At 45.3% G+C, this 18,742-nt stretch carries 17 protein-coding genes and 1 tRNA gene; 4 read left to right on the top strand and 14 right to left on the bottom strand.

Annotated features, from left to right (window positions below; all coding sequences use genetic code 11):
- Positions 1–18: 18 nt before the first annotated feature.
- Positions 19–498 carry a TlpA family protein disulfide reductase gene (locus E2R65_RS11100; RefSeq protein WP_158285257.1) on the top strand — a complete coding sequence of 160 codons (480 nt, stop codon included), beginning with the start codon at positions 19–21 and terminating at the stop codon, positions 496–498.
- 83 nt (positions 499–581) lie between these two features.
- Here E2R65_RS11100 and E2R65_RS11095 read toward each other — a convergent pair whose 3' ends face one another.
- The 3 genes from E2R65_RS11095 to E2R65_RS11085 all read right to left on the bottom strand — a co-directional run bounded on the left by E2R65_RS11095 (position 582) and on the right by E2R65_RS11085 (position 4,257).
- Positions 582–1,370, bottom strand: coding sequence for a succinate dehydrogenase/fumarate reductase iron-sulfur subunit (locus E2R65_RS11095; RefSeq protein ID WP_204986298.1), 789 nt, complete (start codon positions 1,368–1,370; stop codon positions 582–584).
- A gap of 86 nt (positions 1,371–1,456) precedes the next feature.
- Positions 1,457–3,391 carry a fumarate reductase/succinate dehydrogenase flavoprotein subunit gene (locus E2R65_RS11090; protein WP_134336534.1) on the bottom strand — a complete coding sequence of 645 codons (1,935 nt, stop codon included), beginning with the start codon at positions 3,389–3,391 and terminating at the stop codon, positions 1,457–1,459.
- A gap of 83 nt (positions 3,392–3,474) precedes the next feature.
- Complete coding sequence (locus tag E2R65_RS11085; protein WP_134336533.1) at positions 3,475–4,257, bottom strand: succinate dehydrogenase cytochrome b subunit; 783 nt, start codon at positions 4,255–4,257, stop codon at positions 3,475–3,477.
- Between the two features lie 334 nt (positions 4,258–4,591).
- Between E2R65_RS11085 and E2R65_RS11080 the strand changes: the two genes are divergently transcribed.
- The gene (locus tag E2R65_RS11080) at positions 4,592–6,196 is read left to right on the top strand and encodes a GH35 family beta-galactosidase (RefSeq protein ID WP_134336532.1); all 1,605 of its coding nucleotides are present in this window, start codon (positions 4,592–4,594) and stop codon (positions 6,194–6,196) included.
- A gap of 129 nt (positions 6,197–6,325) precedes the next feature.
- The gene (locus tag E2R65_RS11075; protein ID WP_134336531.1) at positions 6,326–7,462 is read left to right on the top strand and encodes a TlpA family protein disulfide reductase; all 1,137 of its coding nucleotides are present in this window, start codon (positions 6,326–6,328) and stop codon (positions 7,460–7,462) included.
- 3 nt (positions 7,463–7,465) lie between these two features.
- On the opposite strand, the gene E2R65_RS11070 is transcribed toward E2R65_RS11075, so the two are convergent.
- The 5 genes from E2R65_RS11070 to E2R65_RS19620 all read right to left on the bottom strand — a co-directional run bounded on the left by E2R65_RS11070 (position 7,466) and on the right by E2R65_RS19620 (position 12,513).
- Entirely contained in the window at positions 7,466–7,921 is a 456-nt protein-coding gene (locus E2R65_RS11070) for a GNAT family N-acetyltransferase (RefSeq protein ID WP_134336530.1), read from the bottom strand.
- Positions 7,922–8,071: 150 nt separating this feature from the next.
- Positions 8,072–9,544: a TolC family protein gene (locus E2R65_RS11065; protein WP_134336529.1), complete on the bottom strand. Its 1,473-nt coding sequence runs from the start codon at positions 9,542–9,544 to the stop codon at positions 8,072–8,074.
- A 33-nt stretch (positions 9,545–9,577) separates the two neighbouring features.
- Positions 9,578–10,927, bottom strand: coding sequence for an HlyD family secretion protein (locus E2R65_RS11060; RefSeq protein ID WP_134336528.1), 1,350 nt, complete (start codon positions 10,925–10,927; stop codon positions 9,578–9,580).
- Positions 10,920–11,924, bottom strand: a complete 1,005-nt coding sequence (locus E2R65_RS11055; RefSeq protein ID WP_134336527.1) for an ABC transporter transmembrane domain-containing protein — start codon at positions 11,922–11,924, stop codon at positions 10,920–10,922. Before E2R65_RS11055 ends, E2R65_RS11060 begins: the two co-directional genes overlap by 8 nt.
- 477 nt (positions 11,925–12,401) lie before the next feature.
- Positions 12,402–12,513: transfer RNA gene (locus E2R65_RS19620), tRNA-Asp, on the bottom strand.
- 152 nt (positions 12,514–12,665) lie between these two features.
- On the opposite strand from E2R65_RS19620, the gene E2R65_RS11050 reads away from it, so the two are divergent.
- Positions 12,666–13,142 carry an Lrp/AsnC ligand binding domain-containing protein gene (locus E2R65_RS11050; protein WP_067063623.1) on the top strand — a complete coding sequence of 159 codons (477 nt, stop codon included), beginning with the start codon at positions 12,666–12,668 and terminating at the stop codon, positions 13,140–13,142.
- A 117-nt stretch (positions 13,143–13,259) separates the two neighbouring features.
- On the opposite strand, the gene E2R65_RS11045 is transcribed toward E2R65_RS11050, so the two are convergent.
- From E2R65_RS11045 to E2R65_RS11015, 6 genes are all read right to left on the bottom strand, one after another.
- On the bottom strand, positions 13,260–14,447 hold the full coding sequence (locus E2R65_RS11045) for a class I SAM-dependent rRNA methyltransferase (protein WP_134336526.1): 1,188 nt from the start codon (positions 14,445–14,447) through the stop codon (positions 13,260–13,262).
- A gap of 34 nt (positions 14,448–14,481) precedes the next feature.
- Positions 14,482–15,081, bottom strand: coding sequence for a flavodoxin family protein (locus E2R65_RS11040; RefSeq protein ID WP_134336525.1), 600 nt, complete (start codon positions 15,079–15,081; stop codon positions 14,482–14,484).
- Position 15,082: 1 nt separating this feature from the next.
- A complete protein-coding gene (locus tag E2R65_RS11035; protein WP_134336524.1) occupies positions 15,083–15,427 on the bottom strand; it encodes a four-helix bundle copper-binding protein in 345 nt (114 codons plus the stop codon).
- 63 nt (positions 15,428–15,490) lie between these two features.
- Positions 15,491–16,561, bottom strand: a complete 1,071-nt coding sequence (locus E2R65_RS11030) for an SGNH/GDSL hydrolase family protein (RefSeq protein ID WP_134336523.1) — start codon at positions 16,559–16,561, stop codon at positions 15,491–15,493.
- 146 nt (positions 16,562–16,707) lie between these two features.
- Positions 16,708–17,841 (bottom strand): DUF6515 family protein, encoded by a 1,134-nt coding sequence (locus E2R65_RS11025; RefSeq protein WP_183500390.1) that lies wholly within the window; start codon positions 17,839–17,841, stop codon positions 16,708–16,710.
- Positions 17,842–17,981: 140 nt separating this feature from the next.
- Complete coding sequence (locus E2R65_RS11015; RefSeq protein ID WP_134336522.1) at positions 17,982–18,551, bottom strand: thiamine pyrophosphokinase; 570 nt, start codon at positions 18,549–18,551, stop codon at positions 17,982–17,984.
- Between the last annotated feature and the right edge of the window lie 191 nt (positions 18,552–18,742).

The raw sequence follows: 18,742 nt of genomic DNA, 5'->3' as shown, positions 1-18,742 counted from the left end.
AATATGACACTAACACAAATGAAGAAACTTGTATTTTTTTTAAGCCTGGTAATTGCATCGGCTTGCACACGGGCGCAAACCACCCCGCCGGTAATTGCACCGTATAAAATTTTAACTACCAATGATGTTTACACCACACCGGCCGATCTGAAAAAGAACAAACCCGTAATGCTTATTTATTTTGCACCTGATTGCGGGCACTGCCAGAAATTGATAAACGACATGAAGCCGATGATGAATGACATTAAAAACGTACAGGTAGTGATGATAACGTTTAGCGATATCCGGATGGTAAAAACGTTCCAAAAAGATTACGGATTAACCGCCTGGCCTAACTTTACCTTAGGTACCGAAGGTTACACCTACACTGTACAAAAATATTACCAGCTTAAGCATACCCCCTACATTGCCATTTATGACCATAAGGGCAAACTGGTACAGGCTTACGAAAAACCACCGGAAATGAAAGAACTGCTGGCCACCATTAAAAAGGCATAACAGGGGTTATAACTTTATATAAACAAGAAAGCCCGGCTGCAAATTGCAGCCGGGCTTTTATATGTAAATCAATAGTGTAACAATTACTCGCCGCCGGTATGGTCGTGCGCGTGTTGTTCTCTGAATAGCTTGGCGCTGAAAAAATCATTGTTCATGAACGCAATATTGTTCAGGGTGATCTCTTTAGGGCATTCTGCCTCGCAGGCGCCGGTATTGGTACAGTTACCAAAGCCTTCCTGATCCATTTGGGCAACCATGGCTTGTACACGGCTGTAACGCTCGGGCTGGCCTTGTGGCAACATACCCAGCTGGGTTATTTTAGCCGAAGTAAATAACATGGCCGATGCATTTTTACATGCAGCAACGCAGGCACCGCAGCCAATACAAGTAGCCGAGTTAAATGCCTCATCGGCAATTACCTTTGGTATCGGGGTAGAGTTTGCATCGGGCACACCGCCGGTGTTTACCGATACATAGCCACCGGCTTGCTGGATACGGTCAAACGCAGAACGGTCTGTAGCCAGATCTTTCACTATCGGGAACGCTGCCGAACGCCATGGCTCAATAGTAATGGTTTCGCCATCGCTAAAGCTACGCATGTGTAACTGGCAGGTTGTAATTGCCCTTTTTGGCCCGTGCGGACGTCCGTTGATATATAACGAGCACATACCGCAGATACCTTCTCGGCAATCGTGGTCAAAGTGAATTGGGTCTTCCTTTTTGTGGGTAAGGCTTTCGTTCACTACGTCCAGCATTTCCAGGAAAGACATATCCGGCGAAATATTTTCGGCCTTGTAGGTCACAAACTTCCCTGGTGTTTGTGCATTTTTTTGGCGCCATACTTTCAGCGTCAGGTTCATGTGTCCACTCATCTTTATTAGATTTGAGATTAGTGAGTAGTTGGTTGGTTAAGTAGTGAGTGGTTTTAACCATTCTCTAATCACCAATCAACCATTCTCTATTTATAAGATCGTTGTGTTAACTTAACATTTTCATATACCAGCTCTTCCTTATGCAGTTCTTCGGGTTGGTTTTCACCTTTAAATTCCCAGGCTGCAACAAAGGCATAGTTTTCATCATCGCGTAAAGCCTCACCTTCCGGCGTTTGCGATTCTAAACGGAAGTGGCCACCGCATGATTCGCGGCGCATCAATGCATCGTCTACCATCAGTTCGCCCAGTTCAATAAAATCGGCAACACGGCCTGCGTTCTCTAAGGCAGCATTAAACTCTTCGTTCTCGCCGGTTACAATAGCATTCTTCCAAAAATCGGCTTTAAGCGCCTGTATCATAGCCTTAGCTTTGGTTAAGCCCTCGGCAGTACGCGCCATCCCACAATACTCCCACATAATATGGCCAAGCTCGCGGTGATATTCGCTAACTGTTTTATTCCCTTTAAGAGATAAAAGTTTATTTACATAGTCCACTACATCCTGTTTGGTTTGCTCGAAAGCAGGGTGCGAGGTATCAACGGCTTTAGGGCCAATGGTTGCCAGGTAATCGCCAAGCGTGTAAGGTATAACAAAGTAACCGTCAGATAATCCCTGCATTAATGCAGATGCACCCAGGCGGTTTGCACCGTGATCGCTAAAGTTACATTCGCCCAAAGCATATAAGCCCGGTACATTGGTGCTTAGGTTATAATCAACCCAAAGGCCACCCATGGTGTAGTGTACCGCAGGGTAAATACGCATTGGCTGCTGATAAGGGTTCTCATCGGTAATTTGATAGTACATATCAAAAAGGTTACCGTACTTGGCGCGTACGGTATCTTCACCCAAACGCTGTATGGCTTCGGCAAAGTCCAGGAATACGGCAAAGCCAGATCCGCCTACACCTTTACCTTCGTCAACAACCTCTTTGGCATTACGAGAGGCCACATCGCGCGGAACAAGGTTACCGAACGATGGGTATTTTCTTTCCAGGAAGTAATCGCGCTCATCCTCTTTTACCTGGGCGGCGGTAATTTCTTTTTTACGCAGTTTCTCTGCTACTTCAACCGTTTTTGGCGCCCAAACACGTCCGTCGTTACGTAACGATTCAGACATCAGCGTTAACTTACTCTGATGATCTCCGGAAACCGGGATACAGGTTGGGTGGATCTGGGTGTAGCAAGGGTTTGCAAAGTAAGCACCACGCTTATGCGCGCGCCAGGCAGCCGTTACGTTACTGCCCATAGCATTTGTAGACAGATAAAATACGTTACCGTAACCACCTGTACACAATAATACGGCATGGCCTGCATGTGTATCAATTGCACCGGTTTTCATGTTACGGGTGATAATACCTTTAGCGTGGCCATCAATAGTAACTACATCCAGCATTTCGTGGCGGGTGTACATTTTAACTTTGCCCAGGTGTATCTGGCGGTTTAATGCCGAGTAGGCACCTAATAAAAGCTGTTGCCCAGTTTGGCCGCGCGCATAAAACGTACGTGATACCTGCGAACCGCCGAATGAGCGGTTATCCAGCAAACCGCCGTATTCGCGGGCAAAAGGTACACCCTGTGCAACGCACTGGTCAATAATATTTACAGATACCTCTGCCAGGCGGTAAACGTTGCCTTCGCGGGCACGGTAGTCACCACCTTTAATGGTATCATAAAAAAGGCGATAAACGCTATCACCATCATTCTGATAATTTTTTGCGGCATTGATACCACCCTGTGCAGCAATAGAGTGCGCACGGCGCGGGCTATCCTGAAAGCAAAATGCCTTAACGTTGTAACCCAGCTCGGCCAGCGATGCTGCTGCCGATGCACCGGCCAAACCTGTACCTACAACAATAATGTCGTATTTACGCTTGTTGGATGGGTTAACCAGCTTTAAGTTAAATTTATGCTTGCTCCATTTTTCGGCTAATGGGCCTTGCGGAATTTTAGCATCTAAACTCATTTCTTTTATTTTAGTGAGTGATGAGTGGTTGATTAAGTGAATGGTTAACTAATCACCATTCACTTAATCAACCACTCACTTATTTATGATAAACTTTGTATGTAATAAACAATTGGCATCAGGGCAAAGCCTACCGGTATAATTACGGCAAACAGCCAGGTGCCTATAAAATATACGATACCATTGTACTTTTTATGCACCCATCCCAGTGTTTTAAAGGCGCTTTGAAAGCCGTGCAGCAGGTGGAATGATACCGCGCCCATGGCAATCACATAAAATGCCACATACCACAAATGGCTAAAGCTCCACTGGATGCGGGCATGCAAATCTTTTACGCGTACGATCTCTACATTATTTTCGGTAGCATATGACCTTTCAAAATCGGGATTAGAAGGCGTAAATGCCGTAACCGTGGTTTCGCCGGTTATCTGGTTGGTACGGTACTCTTTAAACCCAAGTATATTGTTATACTTGTAGGTAAACCAAAAATCGCCCATGTGTATTACAATAAACAACAGCAATATGGCACCCAGCAAGCCCATGTTTTTGGACGACCAGGACTGCGGCGACTTGCTTTGTACAGCATAGCCAACAGGCCTTGCACGGCGGTTTTTAATGGTTAATACCAAGGCGTAAATGCTATGTACCAGTATAGCCAGATACAGCAGATAGGCAACAACCTCGATAGGTGGAAAATGTGTTAAGAAGTTTGCATAACTATTAAATGCAAAACCCTGGTCGTGCTTAAATAATAAAAGATTACCACCAAGGTGCACAATTAAAAAAGTACACAAAAACAAGCCAGTTAAAGCCATTAGCAGCTTCTTTCCCAGTGATGAGTTAAAGGTTTGTTTAAATTCGCTCATTATTACTCAGATTTATTTACGCAAAAGTACCAAAAGATAGAAATGGTTTTGGCTTAAAGCAGCGATAATGGCTATTTAGAAACGTTCTAAGGAATTTGCATTCGCATGACAAAGTAATTGCCTGATTTTTTATGCCGGCTGCATCTTGTAACACACAAAACCATCCCGTGAAAAGGCCTTGGTTTTAACACTACATGTATAAGTAACTATCGGTTTTCATTCCCACGGTCCTTCATACGCTGTATAAAAAACAAACACCTCCAAACTTTATTTTTATAACCCTTTACAAAATCAACCAATCTCTGTTAAATTTAACGCAACCAAATTAACCGTAATGAAGACCGTAATGATATGCGTTGCCTTGTTGCTTGCACAGCTTAACATTTTTGCGCAATCCAATAATAACCCCCTACCAAATGTTATCAATAAAAATGGCCGCCACCAGTTACTGGTTGATGGTAAACCTTTCCTGATATTGGGTGGGCAGGCACATAATTCAAGTGCGTGGCCGGGTATGCTGCCCAATGTTTGGGCTGCTATTAAACAGTTGCATGCCAATACCCTCGAGATCCCTGTTTACTGGGAACAAATTGAAGCCCAACAAGGCAAGTTTGATTTCTCGGTAGTTGACACACTACTTACCCAGGCAAGGGCCCGCCATGTCAGGCTGGTATTGTTATGGTTTGCTACCTGGAAAAACGGCAGCAATCATTACATGCCCCAATGGATGAAACTGGAAGCCGGCAAATACCCTAACATACAAAACCGGGATGGTAAACAGATAGACTCCCCCTCGCCCCATATAGAAGCTACACTGAATGCCGATATCAACGCCTTTACCAAGCTAATGGCCTACCTTAAGAAGGCCGACCCGCAACGTACTGTAATTATGGTACAGGTAGAAAATGAGCCCGGTTCATGGGATACGGTAAGAGATTACTCGCCGATTGCTCAAAAACTATTTGAAGGGCAGGTACCGCCCGAACTGTTGAAACCCGAGCTGCTTAAAGCCATGAATGTAAACGTGGTTACTAACGGTAGCTGGCAAACGGTGTTTGGCGACAGAGCGGACGAGTACTTCCAGGCATGGTCTATCGCCCGCTTTATTGGCAAAGTTGCGGCAGCGGGTAAGGCAGTTTATCCCTTACCCATGTATGTAAATGCAGCCCTGCGCGACCCATTGACTAACCCCAAAGCATCAAGTTATGAAAGCGGGGGCCCTACAGATAACGTGATCCCCATCTGGAAAGTTGCGGCACCGGCTATTGATCTGCTTGCCCCTGATATTTATTTATCCGGCAGCGAAAAAGTTTTAAAAGTATTGGACTTGTACGATAGACCTGATAACGCGCTTTTTGTACCCGAAGCTGGCTTTAATAAAGAAAATGCCAAATATCTGTATAATGTTATTGCCCGCGGCGGTATAGGCTTTTCGCCATTCGGGATAGACAGGAATGCAGAAGACCCGGAATCGGCAGAAAATAAAGATCGATATGTACCCTATGCAACCTCTTATGCCCTGATCAAAACCATGATGCCCCAACTGGCGCAATGGGGTTTTGAAGGCAAAATAAAGGCCGTGGTAGAACATGAAGACCAGGCAGACCAAACTGTTGACTTAGGCCAATGGAAGGTAACCGTAATCTTTGGATCAGGCAGGGGCGGCTCAACAAAAAATACTGCCCCTAATGGGAAAGCTATGATTGTAAAGTTGAGCGAAAACAAATTTGTGCTGATAGGTACCAACTGCCATATAGCTTTTGCCCCCGCAGGCAAGCAGGCAAACCAGGCTTGGCAGTATTTAAAGGTGGAGGAAGGCAGGTACCAGAATGGTATATTTAAACCCCTCCGTATTCTTAACGGGGATGAAACAGATTGGAAAGGCCCCAACTTTGGCGAGCTGCCCACCGTTTTGCAATGCACGGTAATTACGCGTTAGCCGGTGCAAAAAGGATGTGAAGATGCCATATACATTGGCTACCTGGGTTTAAATTGTGATGAGTAACGAAAAAGCTTCTGTAATATCTGAAGCTTTTTCTATTTTCGTATCTCCCATCACAATTTATATATGAAATACTGTTACCTTATTGTATTTGCCCTTTTAATAAGCGCCTGCAGCAATACCCCCAAGGTTGATCTTACTATTAATGCTGCCGGTATAAACAATGGTACAATTATACTTAGCCAGGCCAACGAGAGCCTGTTAAGCCAGAATTTTAAAGATGGCGCAGCCCATATAAACAAACCCATAAGCACCGCCGGGTATTACAATATCAGCATTATTGATACGGAAAAGCCTCTTGCTTCAAAAATAAGTTTTGAGGTTTACCTGGAGAATGGCAGCTATACCATCCAAACAAAAGCAGGCAGTGCTGATTATCCGGCCATTACCTCAAGTTCAAAAACACAACAGCAGCTTTCTGATTATTATGTAACAGAGGGCCGGATGGCCGGTAAGTTAAACCAAAACATCAGCACCAATCTTATTTACCTTGATACGCGCGAGGCCCGCAGCCTACCCAAAAAAGAACGTTCGGCCCTGATTGCCAAAACACGTAATTACCAGATAGCCAGGCGCAAAATGGAGCCTGCCATATTAAAAGCTTACCTAAGCCAACATCCGGATAATGTAGTTGCAGCCCATATCATGAACCTGCAATACCTGGATGAATACCCTGCCGAATACAATGCTTTATTAAACAAGCTTACCGCCCAGGCAAAACAAACGCCCGACGGGCAAAAGGTGGCAGATAAATTAAGCCTGCTGATGAAACTTTTGCCGGGGGCCGAAGCACCGGATATTACAGGTGTTACGCCTGATGGTAAAGACTTTGACAAACGATCGATAAAAAAGAAATTGATACTGGTAGAATTCTGGGCGGCAAAAAGCGACCAAAGCCAGCGTAACCATTCTAAAATGTTAAACGGACTGATCATCGGCGACAGCGATAAAAAGCAGTTTGAGATAGTAAGCGTATCTATAGACAGTAGTGAGGATGTTTGGAAACGCGCTTTAAAACTCAGTAACCTTACCTGGCCGCAGGTGGCAGATTTTAAGGGAGACAGTTCGCCCAATGTAAGCAACTGGAAAATCACTACCCTGCCGGCCTATTTTTTGGTTGACAGTAAATGGCGTATCCTGAAACCAAACATCGATATTATTGATGTAGACCAGGAGGTGCATGATTACCTGAAAATACATTAGGTTTTAACCAGCCGGGGGCAGCGTCATCTCCACATGCTCAATACCATCTTCATCATAGGTATCGCCCTGCGCCGTAAACCCTAAAGACGCATAAAAAGCCAGGGCATATGTTTGCGCACCTATACGGATGATATGATTACCAAAAAGTTCGTTACAATAGCCGATGGCCAGCTCCATCACCTTTCGGCCCAGCCCGGTGCCCCTGAAGGCCGGCGACGTTACTACCCTGCCGATAGAAACTTCCGGGTAAGATAGCCCGGCAGGGAGCAGCCTGCAGTATGCGGCAAGCGTACCATCAGCAAATAACAGCAGATGATGGCATTGCTGGTCTTTATCGTCCTGATCTAAGAATACACAGTTCTGCTCTACCACAAACACCTCACTTCTCAGTTTAAGCAATCCGTAAAGTTCAGCGGCATTCAGTTCATCAAATTGTTTAATACGGTGTGTTATATCCATCAGTATTTTAAGATATAGCAAAGGTATATTTATAACACATTTACTACCGGTTACTGATTAAATAAAAAATAAAATCGCTTGCCCGATAAGCGGCGCCTGCTTATAATTACCGCTACGCTATTAAGCCAAACAGGTTAAACTTTTTACGGCTTATTTTATGAGCCCCGTGCGTGCGCCTGCTTTATAATACAGATCGGCAAGCGATTTTTGCATCCCTGCAATGGTTTCGGCCCTTTTAATTTGCATATCAATAAGTTTAGCCTCCCTGCTATTGATCAAAAACAAGGTACTTTCTCCCAATTCAAATTTTTGCAGTTCGCCTTTTACCAACAACTGCTGGTTGCTTACATTTTGGGTTTGCAGTATAACCTGTGCTTCGTAAGCCTTTAGCTCGTTATAGGATGAATTGATGCCGGTTTGTATCTCGCGGCCGGTTTGTTTTACATCATAATCCAGCTCAAGCTGCTGCAGCTTTACTTCGCGCAGCTTACCGCGCTCGGCACGCAAAAAAAGCGGGAAAGAAAAATCTATCCCTACCTTGTAATTACTCCATCTAAAATCATAAGCATCCGGCACATTAGAGCCAAAATCGCGGCGGTTTGAAAGGAATGAACCATTAACATTTAACTTAGGCTTTAGCAGTTCTGCCCGGTAAGCGCGTTCTAAAGTTAACCTGCCGCCCTCGCTTTTTAATTTTAAAAGGTCGGGGTGCCTGTCGGCCGCGTAACTCATCAAAGTATCTAAATAAGGCTTATTTACAGTGAGCAGGGCTTTGCTGTCACTTTGCGGCACAGCGGCTACCGGCAACTCTTGCGGCTCGCCATTTTTATTCCATAAATGATTAGATAGCACCAGCCGGGTATTTAACAAGGCTACATTGGCAGATTGCAGCTGCACCTGCCTGTCCTGAACGGTAATGGCCGCCTCTACCGAGTCTATTGGTGGCTTATCACCAATTAATACCTGGCTGCGCACCGCAATAAAACGCCGTTGGGCCAGGTCAACACCTTCTTTGATCAACGCATATTGCCTGTAGGCATAAAACCAATTCCAATAATCTTTTACGGCGGTAAACCAAACCTTGTTTATCTGTGCTATTTTTTCGGCTTCGGCATAACCTACCATAACCTTTGCCTGGCGCATGGTATTACGCCGCGCATCTATCAGCAAACCCTGCCCCAGCGGGATGCTTAACCCAAGCCCCGACAGTCCGTTTAGCGCTGTACGCGTTTCGGGGTTATTATAAACGCCAACATTGCGGTCATACCCTACCTTTAAATCGGCGCCGGCCAGCCAAAGGGGCACTTTAAGTTCGCTATCCCAATGGTTATAATATTCGGTGCCGCCAAAGTCTTTCCGGCCAAAAGAGGCTTTAATTGCCGGGTCGAAACCGCCTAAGGACTGCAGTACCCTTGCTTTTGCTTCCTCGGTTAATAAATCTGCCTGCTTTACAATCGGGTGATACATCAGCACACGCTCTTCCAGGTCCTTCAGTGCAAACAGCCTTGCGGTATCCCTGCCCGGCGGGTTGCCCGGCTGCGCCAATGCCGAAAACCGAATGCATAACAAATTAATCAGCAATAAACTACAGGTAATAATTTGCCGGTAAGTTTTGGTGTACATTATTTTTATACGTGCTTGATGGGGTTATTATTTTTATTTTGTTGTAGTAGCGGGTTCTTTTTCCAGGCTGGGCGGGAAACCATTAAGCTGGCGCCATATTTCATACCACACCGGCACCGACCTTAATATTACCCTGCCGTAAACGCCCGAGCCCTGCCTTAGCTGCAATGGCCATGGCTCATCGTTTTTGGGCAGGGGGTTATCCTGCCGTATCAGCAAGCGGTATTTATCGCCGGTGCTCACCCTGTCAATAACCGATACCTTGCCTGCAAATGTACCCACTGCTACAGAGGGCCAGCCCGAGAACTGAACGGATGGCCACCCTTCAAACTGAAGGCGCACATTACTGTTATCTAAAATCAGCGGCACATCCATTGCATCAACATAGATCTCGGCAGCCACCAGGGGCGCTTTTGGCTGCAGGGTAGCTACCGATTCGCCTTCCTTAATATTTTCGCCGATACCTGCCTTTAATGTTTTTACCACATAACCACTTTGCGGGGCACGTATAACATATAAAGCCCTGCGGATATCAATATTAGACATTTCATTTCTGAGCTTGGCTATCTCCTCCCGTACGCCTGCCTTGCTGGACACCGCCGAACTACGATCGGCCTGTGCCGAGGCGAGCGATTGCTGATACTTTGCACGGATATTATCCAGTTCTATCCTGGCGTTTAATAACTCCTGCCGGGCATTGTTAAGCTTATTCTCCTGGCTTACCACCTTTGCCCGGTCCTCCTGTAATTTAAGCCTGCGGGTTTCTATATCCGTTAAAGAGAACAACCCATTACGGTAACCGGCTTCGTATCTAACCAGGCGCGACTTGCTTGTTTCGTAAAAATTTTTAACAGCCACCAGGTCGGCACTATCAATCTGCACATAATTAAGCGCCTGTTTAACTTTATTTTGTGCTGCAGAAAGCTGGATGCGAAGCCCGTTGGTAAGCGCAATTATCTGCGCATCAGAGGCTATTATCTTTTGATCGGCAGCTACCTCACTGCCCCGTTTGGCATTCAGTTGCTCGTCCATCCGCACCGGCAGTTCGGGGTTAAAGTATGATTGATTGGTTTCTGAGATCACCATGATCGTATCACCCTTTTTAACCTCCTGCCCCTCGCGTACGGCCCAGCGTTCTATCCTCCCGCCTATTTGGTTCTGCACGGTTTGTGGCCGGTCTTCCGGCCTCAACGAAGTGATAGTACCGCGGCCGCCAATGGTTTGCCGCCAGGGTAAAAACAAAATAATAATTAATAAGATGAGCAGCAACAGCATTATCCTGCCTATCAACTTCGGCCCGTTTTCTGGCAATAGCTGCGCGCGCGACAAAGCGGAGGCTTCTTTTACCTTGTGCTCCAATATTTTGCTCGATTCGCTAACCATGATTTAATTCTCCTTCCTCTATCTCCAGATCGGTTACTACGGCAAGTTTTTCGCTGCCGGTTACCATATCAAATACCGTGTTCAGGTTGGTCATCAATTTTTCTACCGCGTAGCTGATCTGTACAATGATCACCTCGGCAGCCACAAACTGCCCAAAGGTCATCTGGCGGTTAACAACAAAATAAGACCCTAACAATAATAAAGCACCCATTAAAATGGTGCGCAGCACCACTGCGCTGGCAAACAGCCTTTTTAAAACACTAAAATGATCATTCCTTGCCTCTATGTATTTGGCGGTTATTTTATCGGTTTGGTGGGTAACGCTATCGCGCTTATGCGGTTGCCCGCGGTATTCATCAAGGTTGGCGGCCACTTCTTCCAGATAAGCTACCACCTTGTATTTATATTCAGATTCTTCGATACTGGTATCAACGCCCCGCCTGTAGTAAATAGCAATAATGGCAACAATGCACAAAATGGTAAAAAGCCCGAAACCAATAAACACCGGATGATAAAAAGAAAGCAGTATGGCGCTAAAAAAGATCTGCACGCCGGCAGCCACAATATCTACAAGTAGTTTAGTTAGCCCTTTTTGTATGGTTAATACATCAAAAAAACGGTTAACCAGTTCTGGCGGGTTTTCGCCTTCCATCTCTTCTTTTTTAATTCGTGGAAGCCGGTAGGCAAACTCTATAGCTGCTTTAACAAATATTTTTTGCTCCAATACCTCTACCAGGGTAAGCTGGCCAATAAGCATTATCCCCCCAACAATTATCCCGATGAGGATAACGGCGATTAAGATATATGTAGAACTGTACATTGCCCCGTTAGATAGCAAGTTAAATACTGCCGTGATACCCAGGGGCAGCGAAAGCCCGATAAGCCCTATGAGTATAGCATAGATAAATATGTAATTGATTGTTACACGTTCGTTATGTAAAATACGCACGAGTCTTTGCCACGGGGTAAGCGATCCGGCTTGGTGTTTCTTTTTCATCGCATACACAATGCATAACTCTGTATTTTGTTTAGCTTTTTGTAAAAAAAGCGTTACAATAAAAATATTTAACTGGCACTAAACTGCATCAAGCTATTTAACACACTGGCATTCTGTTTATTAAGAAATGTTCTGCCATATTGCCTTAAAGTAAAAGCGAGCCATTATCCGATACTATCTTGTAAGAATACATGCAGAAAAAAAACCTTATTATACAAGTAAAGCCCCTGATGGGCAGGGGCCTTTACTAACCAATTATAAACCTAAATTATGAGAAGAGCTGTAGGAGAAGGGGTCGAACCTTCAAAGAGTGGTTATTCTTATTGCTAAGAGTTTCCCAGAGTCTCCGCCACCGCGACAAGGAGGTGTGTCTGCCAAAATTTCACCATCCTACAGGATGTTTAAGTTTTTAGTCTAATGTTAGTAGTCTTTAGTCATATTTGACTTCGGACTTGATACGCTCGACTTAGAACTTAGCTGTTGGGGAAGGGTTCGAACCTTCACAGAGTGGTTAGCCCGCTTCGGGTTTCCCATATTCTCCGCCACCGGGACAAGGAGGTGTGTCTGCCAAAAATTTCACCACCCAACAATGTTTATTTATTAAAGAACGATAGAGCAATTGTCATTTGCTTTATACAAATCTAAAAGAGTTGATACTTTCTTGCAAATATTTCAACAAAATATTTTTATTTTTACTTTTATTATAATTATACTTGTATTTGAATATAGATATTTAAAATTATGCCTCACAGGAAACCTCAAAATTTAGAAATTGATAATCTGGATATACAGATTTTATCAATATTGATGAAAAATGCGACCACTCCATACACCGAAATCGCAAAAGAATTGATCGTTTCAGGCGGAACCATACACGTGCGCATGAAAAAATTGGAAGAGATGGGTGTAATTAAAGGTGCCAGCCTGGAAGTAAATCCTCAAAAACTGGGTTATGATGTAACCGCTTTCCTGGGCATTTTCCTGGAAAAAGGTTCACAGTATAACGAAGCGGTTAAACAGCTTAAAATGGTGCCCGAAATTGTAGAACTGCATTACACCACCGGCAGCTGGAGCATTTTTGCCAAAATTGTTTGCCATGACACCAATCACCTGCGCGAGGTATTGAACGAAAATATACAAAGCGTAAAAGGCATACAACGTACCGAAACCTTTATATCTTTAGAAGAAAGTATTAAAAGGCAGATCACTTTGGACTAAACTTTACTTTAAGTTTCCTGGCAAAAAGTATCAAGTGCATGCAATAAATGCCCAAAGCAATTTCTAAGCTATTATTCCTGTAGTTTAGAGGTTGCTTTACAGTTTGCTGATAAGGCACTACCAAACCCTGCACAACAACCCCTTAAGATATTCCCCCTCAGGGAATGATGCCCTAACGGGATGGTCTTCGGGCTGATGAAACTGGTAAATAAACTGCACCTGCTTGCCGGCATCCAGCGCAGCCCAGGCCAGTACCTGTTTAAAGGTTTCCATATCCATAGCGCCCGAACAGGAAAACGTGGCCAGTAAGCCGCCGCTATTCAGCAGCTGCATCCCCAACCTGTTCAGGTCTTTATACGCACGCGATGCCCGGTCTAAAGCCGAGTGGGAGGGCGCATATTTAGGCGGATCTAAAACAATAATATCAAACTTATCGCCGTCATCCCTGAATTTACGCAGCTGAACGTTCACGTCAGACTTTATGGCCTGGTGCTCTGCCCCTTCAAATTTATTCAGGCGGATATTTTCTTGCAGGGTTTCCAACGCCAGTGCCGAGCTATCTACACTGGTAACCGATGCCGCACCATGCTTTAAAGCATTTAAGGTAAAGCCGCCGGTATAACTAAAACAATCCAGCACTTTTTTGCCCCTTGCGTAAGCAGCCAGCGCCAGGCGGTTGTAACGCTGATCGCAGTAAAAGCCTGATTTTTGGCCTTCGGCGATATTAATGCCGTAACTAATGTCATTTTCTTTTACCATTACCAGCTCGGGGGGCTGGCTGCCGGCCAATAATACATTGGTGGTTGCTAAACCTTCATGCAACCGGGATGCGGCATCGCTTTTATCAAAAATACTAGCAGGTTTCAATAAAGCATTTAGTTCCTCAATAATTACCGGCATAGCGTTTTGCATGCCCGATGTAAGCACCTGCACCGCCATATGGTCAGCATATTTATCTACTATCAGCCCCGGCAGGTAGTCAGATTCGCTAAAGATGAGGCGGCAGGTATCTGTTGTGCCATCTGCTAAAATATGGGCGCGGCCGGCAATCGCAACGCGTACCTTATCACGAAACCAGCTATCATCTACATTAACGCTTTCATCCCACTCCAGCAAACGCACGGCCACGCGCGATTGATCGTTATAAAAACCATAAGCCAAAAAATCTTTTTTGCTGTCCAGCAGGCGGATGATCTCGCCGTTAACCGGTTTCCCCTTAACATTTTCTATCGCGCCAGAAAATACCCATGGATGTTTGTGCAGTACAGCTTTTTCTTTGCCTTTTTTTAATACAACGTCAATCATGCTGCAAAGGTAATCATATCGGCGCCAATGTTAACTATCTGCCCGGTATCGGGGTGTTTTTTAGCGCCGTAGCCACCGCTACCATGTTGGCAGCCGCGGCTTTCCCGGTTGTTATCGACCATTCCTTGCGGTAATCGCTTTCCAGGTAATTATCGCCGGGGCCGGGGCCATTGTTCCAATAGGTATAGCATTGCGGCGCTATGGTAAAACCTACATCCATTAGTGCGCCTGCAATTTCGGTTACTACGTGGCGGGCGCCGTCTTCCGCTCCGGTTACTACAAAGCCGGCTACTTTGTTAAAAGTAAGCGGGCGGCCCAATTCACCCCTGGCTGGGTAAAGGCCATTTATCCGCTCTAAAACCTTCAGGGCTTCGCTGCTCATGGTACCCATCCAGGTTGGGGTAGCAATAATTAAGATCTCGGCCGCTAAAAGTTCCTGTAATATCATGGGCCAGGCATCGCCCCCGCCTAAGTCAGATTTTATACCGGTGATAATTGGATGATCGGCCACACGGATCAGGTTGGTTGTAACACCCAGCCTTTGCAATTCTGCAATCACCTCTAAAGCCAGGGCTTCGGTATTGGATGCCGCCGGCGAAGGCTTAAGCGTACAATTTAAGATCAGCGCCTTCAAACTAATCCTGGGTTATGGGCTGATGATGGGCATGGCAGGCTTCGGCACACTGGCGGCAGGCTTCCGCGCATTGCTGGCAATGATCGTGCTGGTGCATAGCGCATTCTTCGGCACACATGCGGCATATTTCTTCGCACAGCACTAAATACTGATGCGCAATCTCTGACCTTCGCTGCAATAGCCGCGCAGCCTGGCTGCATATATCCGCGCAATCCCTATCAAGGCTGATGCATCTTACCATGGGTTTTACTTCTGTTTCCTGCAGGCAGGCTGTTGCGCAATTTTCGCATGCGGCTACACAGTTTAACAGTTTTGCTATTAAAGCAGTATGATCATGATTTTCCATAACAGTATGTGTTTGATACTATTACTAATGCCTTGTAGTTAAAAATGTTTCGATAAATTTAAATTACCAGTTTTTTAGCTGTTTAATGTAAGCCGTAAGTTCCTTCGCAATTATTTCGTGCTCGTCGGCATCCGGGTGGTTATCGCAGCCACTGTTAAAGCTGCGCGAAAAAAAGAATTTGCTTACCCTTTTATCGCCTTGGGCATTTACATACTGCACAATACCGCTAAGATACTTATGCAGCACAGGTGTTAGCTTTTTATCGGCCATTGGGCTTGATAAACAAACAATACTTGTTTTTGGGTACTTGCTGCGTACGCTGTCTATCAGCTTTACATAGGCGCTGCAAAACTTTACCGAATCCTGCGGGCCGTCATTCTGGCCCAGGCAAATGGTTACCACATCGGGCTTGTAGCTTTTAAAGTTATACAGCAGTGAATCATTCCGCAGGTAAATCTTATCATACACTTGCGGCAGCAAAACATTCATATTGCAGCAGCTGTGTATCAGGCCAATCCCGGCTACGGCGGTTAATTGCCATTGCGCGTTCAACGCCCGCGAGGTACGTGCGCCATAGGTAAGATAAGCGTTATGCTGATCATACCATTCGCCTTTACCACAGGGCACCGCTGTTGCATCCACACCCGCACCGGCTGTAATAGAGTCGCCTATATATTCAATCATTCTTTTAGGCTGATGAGGCGACCGGATGCCCTCGCACATCAGGCCCACAAATTCCAGGTAACCCATGCCCGATTCCGTGTCTTTACAGATCAGCAGGGTGTGCACACCCTGCGGCAGCCCTTTGGCAATTACAATGCTGTTTGTTTTACCCGTGGTTTGGATGCGCGATGTTTTGCCGTCAATAACTACTTCGATATAGTTATGAGTTTTGCCATGCATCTCCTCATCGTTTATCAGCAGGCGGCATTCTGTACCGGTAAATTTTGTGGTGATATATACCCCCGGCGACCAGAATCGTGGTTTTTGCGGATCAGTGAAATCTACCCGGCCGGTATATTTAAAATGCTTGTTATCAGCTTTAAATAAGGTAAGGCGTGGCACGGCTTTGCTAAAGCCGCTGCTAAAAAAAGTAAGTAATGCAAGCAGTAGTAATAAAAAGTTCTTTTTCATGGCAGATAGTCATATCGTTCCGGATAAAATTAAATAACCTGCCTGTATCGCCCTAATACTTTTATAGCAATTATTTAAAAGTATAACGCAATAAAAAAAGGGTTGGCGCTTAAAGCGCCAACCCTTTTTAAACTACCTAAACAATATTAATTGTTGGTATTAGTATCATCTTCAGGCTCATCTGTAGACAGGCCCACAACTTTGTAGATTTTATGATTGTCGTTATCGCGGCCTTCCTGGAAATAGGTTCCATCCGGTGCTACGTACAGTTTTTCGCCATTCACCTTTATCTTGCGGCTATCCTGCGGCAGGGTGGTTAAAATATCACCTATCTGGTAAGGCTGATCGTACTCACCGCCTCCAGCGCCGTTTGCACCGCCATCATCTGTATTTAACTCGCCATCTTTACCGGCAACTTCATAAACAACGGTTCCGTCATCTTTGGTAACTGCCCGGTAATAAACACCGTTAGATTCATAGTACTGCTCGCCGTTAATAGTTATGGCTTCTGCTTTTGAAGGCAGCGAATTTACCTGCGCACCCACTGGTGGCTCAACCACGGTGTACTGGTTATTATTTTGCTGATAGTATAAACCATCACTGTAATAGTACTGATAATCGCCCCAGTAAAACGGGTAGTAACCGTAAGGTAAAACGCCTATGCTGAAACCGATCCTTGGCAGGTAGTAAGAGTTATAGTAACCACGATAGTTATAAAAGCCACGGTTAAAATAACGCGGGCCATAATAACCCCGGTTGTAACCATATCCGTAACGGCCATAATTACCACCCCGGCCATAGTTGCCGCCCCGGTACCCGTATGTGCCGCGGCTGTAGTTACCTGCATAAGGGCGGCCGTTAACACTACCATAGGCATTAGTACGCCCCTGATAAGAGCCCCTTGCACCAGGCGTTACGCTGGCATTTGGCCGGCTAAAACCACCTGATGGGCGAGAAAAGCCGGCATTACCATTCCCTGGGCGGCTAAAACCACCGGAAGGACGGCCTATGCTTGCATCGCCTGACGGGCGGCTAAAACTGCCTGATGGACGGCTTATACCTGCATTGCCACCGGATGGCCGGCTAAAACCGCCGCCACCGCCTGATGGACGACTAAAACCGCCACCACCACCGCCACCGCTAAAGCCACCGGATGAACGGCCACCGCCGCCACCACCACCGCCCCTGCTACCACGCTGTGCATCGGCAGATAAGCTTAAAGACAGGAGCAACACTCCGCTTAAAGCTATACTTACTAAGTTTTTATATGCTGTTTTCATCTTGAAATTTATAATCGATCAGTTTTTAATGCTGATGTATGTATAAGACTAACAAATTCATCAACGGTTTAATTGACATTAAATTATTTTTAACAAAAAGCAGGCCCTTATTCGGCTTGATTGTCAGGCTTGTATCCTAATCAGATCTCTTCGGCTATAAAAAGGAGGCCCCTGTCAAAATTCAGGGTAATAAAACCATCTTCTTCGGTAACAAAATCACCACCACCAATTTGCTTTAATCCGCTGGTTTGCAGGTTTAAAGATACAGATAAAACACGAATGTACTCGCCGGCGGGCTTCCATTTGCTAAACCCCGGCTTTACGGCGTATATTTTTTGGCTGCCGCTGTAAATCACGATGTTTATTTTTTCGGCAAAGGGCGTGATGCCGGCAAGGTCAAAGGCATCTGCAACAATATTTACGGCCTTATAGTCTTGCGCTATCAAATAGATGAGCGCTGCTTCGGTTTGCGAGGCATTGCCCTGCGCAATCTGCCTGATGTCTGACTGCAGGTTAGTATCTATCTGGTCGGCTATAATAATGTCTACCTTTATTTCATACGTATTCATCTGCTCGGCAACCAATGGCGTGGTTAAAACCGTAGGGCTCCATTCCAGCAGCTGGCCCAGCAACTCTTCCGAAAAATTATCCAGACTAAGCAGCAGCAGGGCCGGTTCCTGCTTTTCGCGAACGATATGATGAGATGACATGACGGATACTGGTAAAATATTTGCCAAATGTAATTTAAATAAATAGCTTTAATATTAGCCTGCTTAAGTCTATCTCTTACAGAAAGGGCTTGTAAAATTGTATTAACAAAGCTAAATACTTTTAATAATCGTTAATAAAACAGGTGGCAGATACAGGCAAACAGGTTAAGCGCAAAATAATCCATATTGAT

Origin of the sequence: Mucilaginibacter phyllosphaerae, assembly GCF_004378255.1 — a bacterium.
Lineage (GTDB): Bacteria > Bacteroidota > Bacteroidia > Sphingobacteriales > Sphingobacteriaceae > Mucilaginibacter > Mucilaginibacter phyllosphaerae.
Note: the sequence above shows the minus strand (reverse complement) of the source record. Positions and strands in the feature narration are given on the sequence as shown.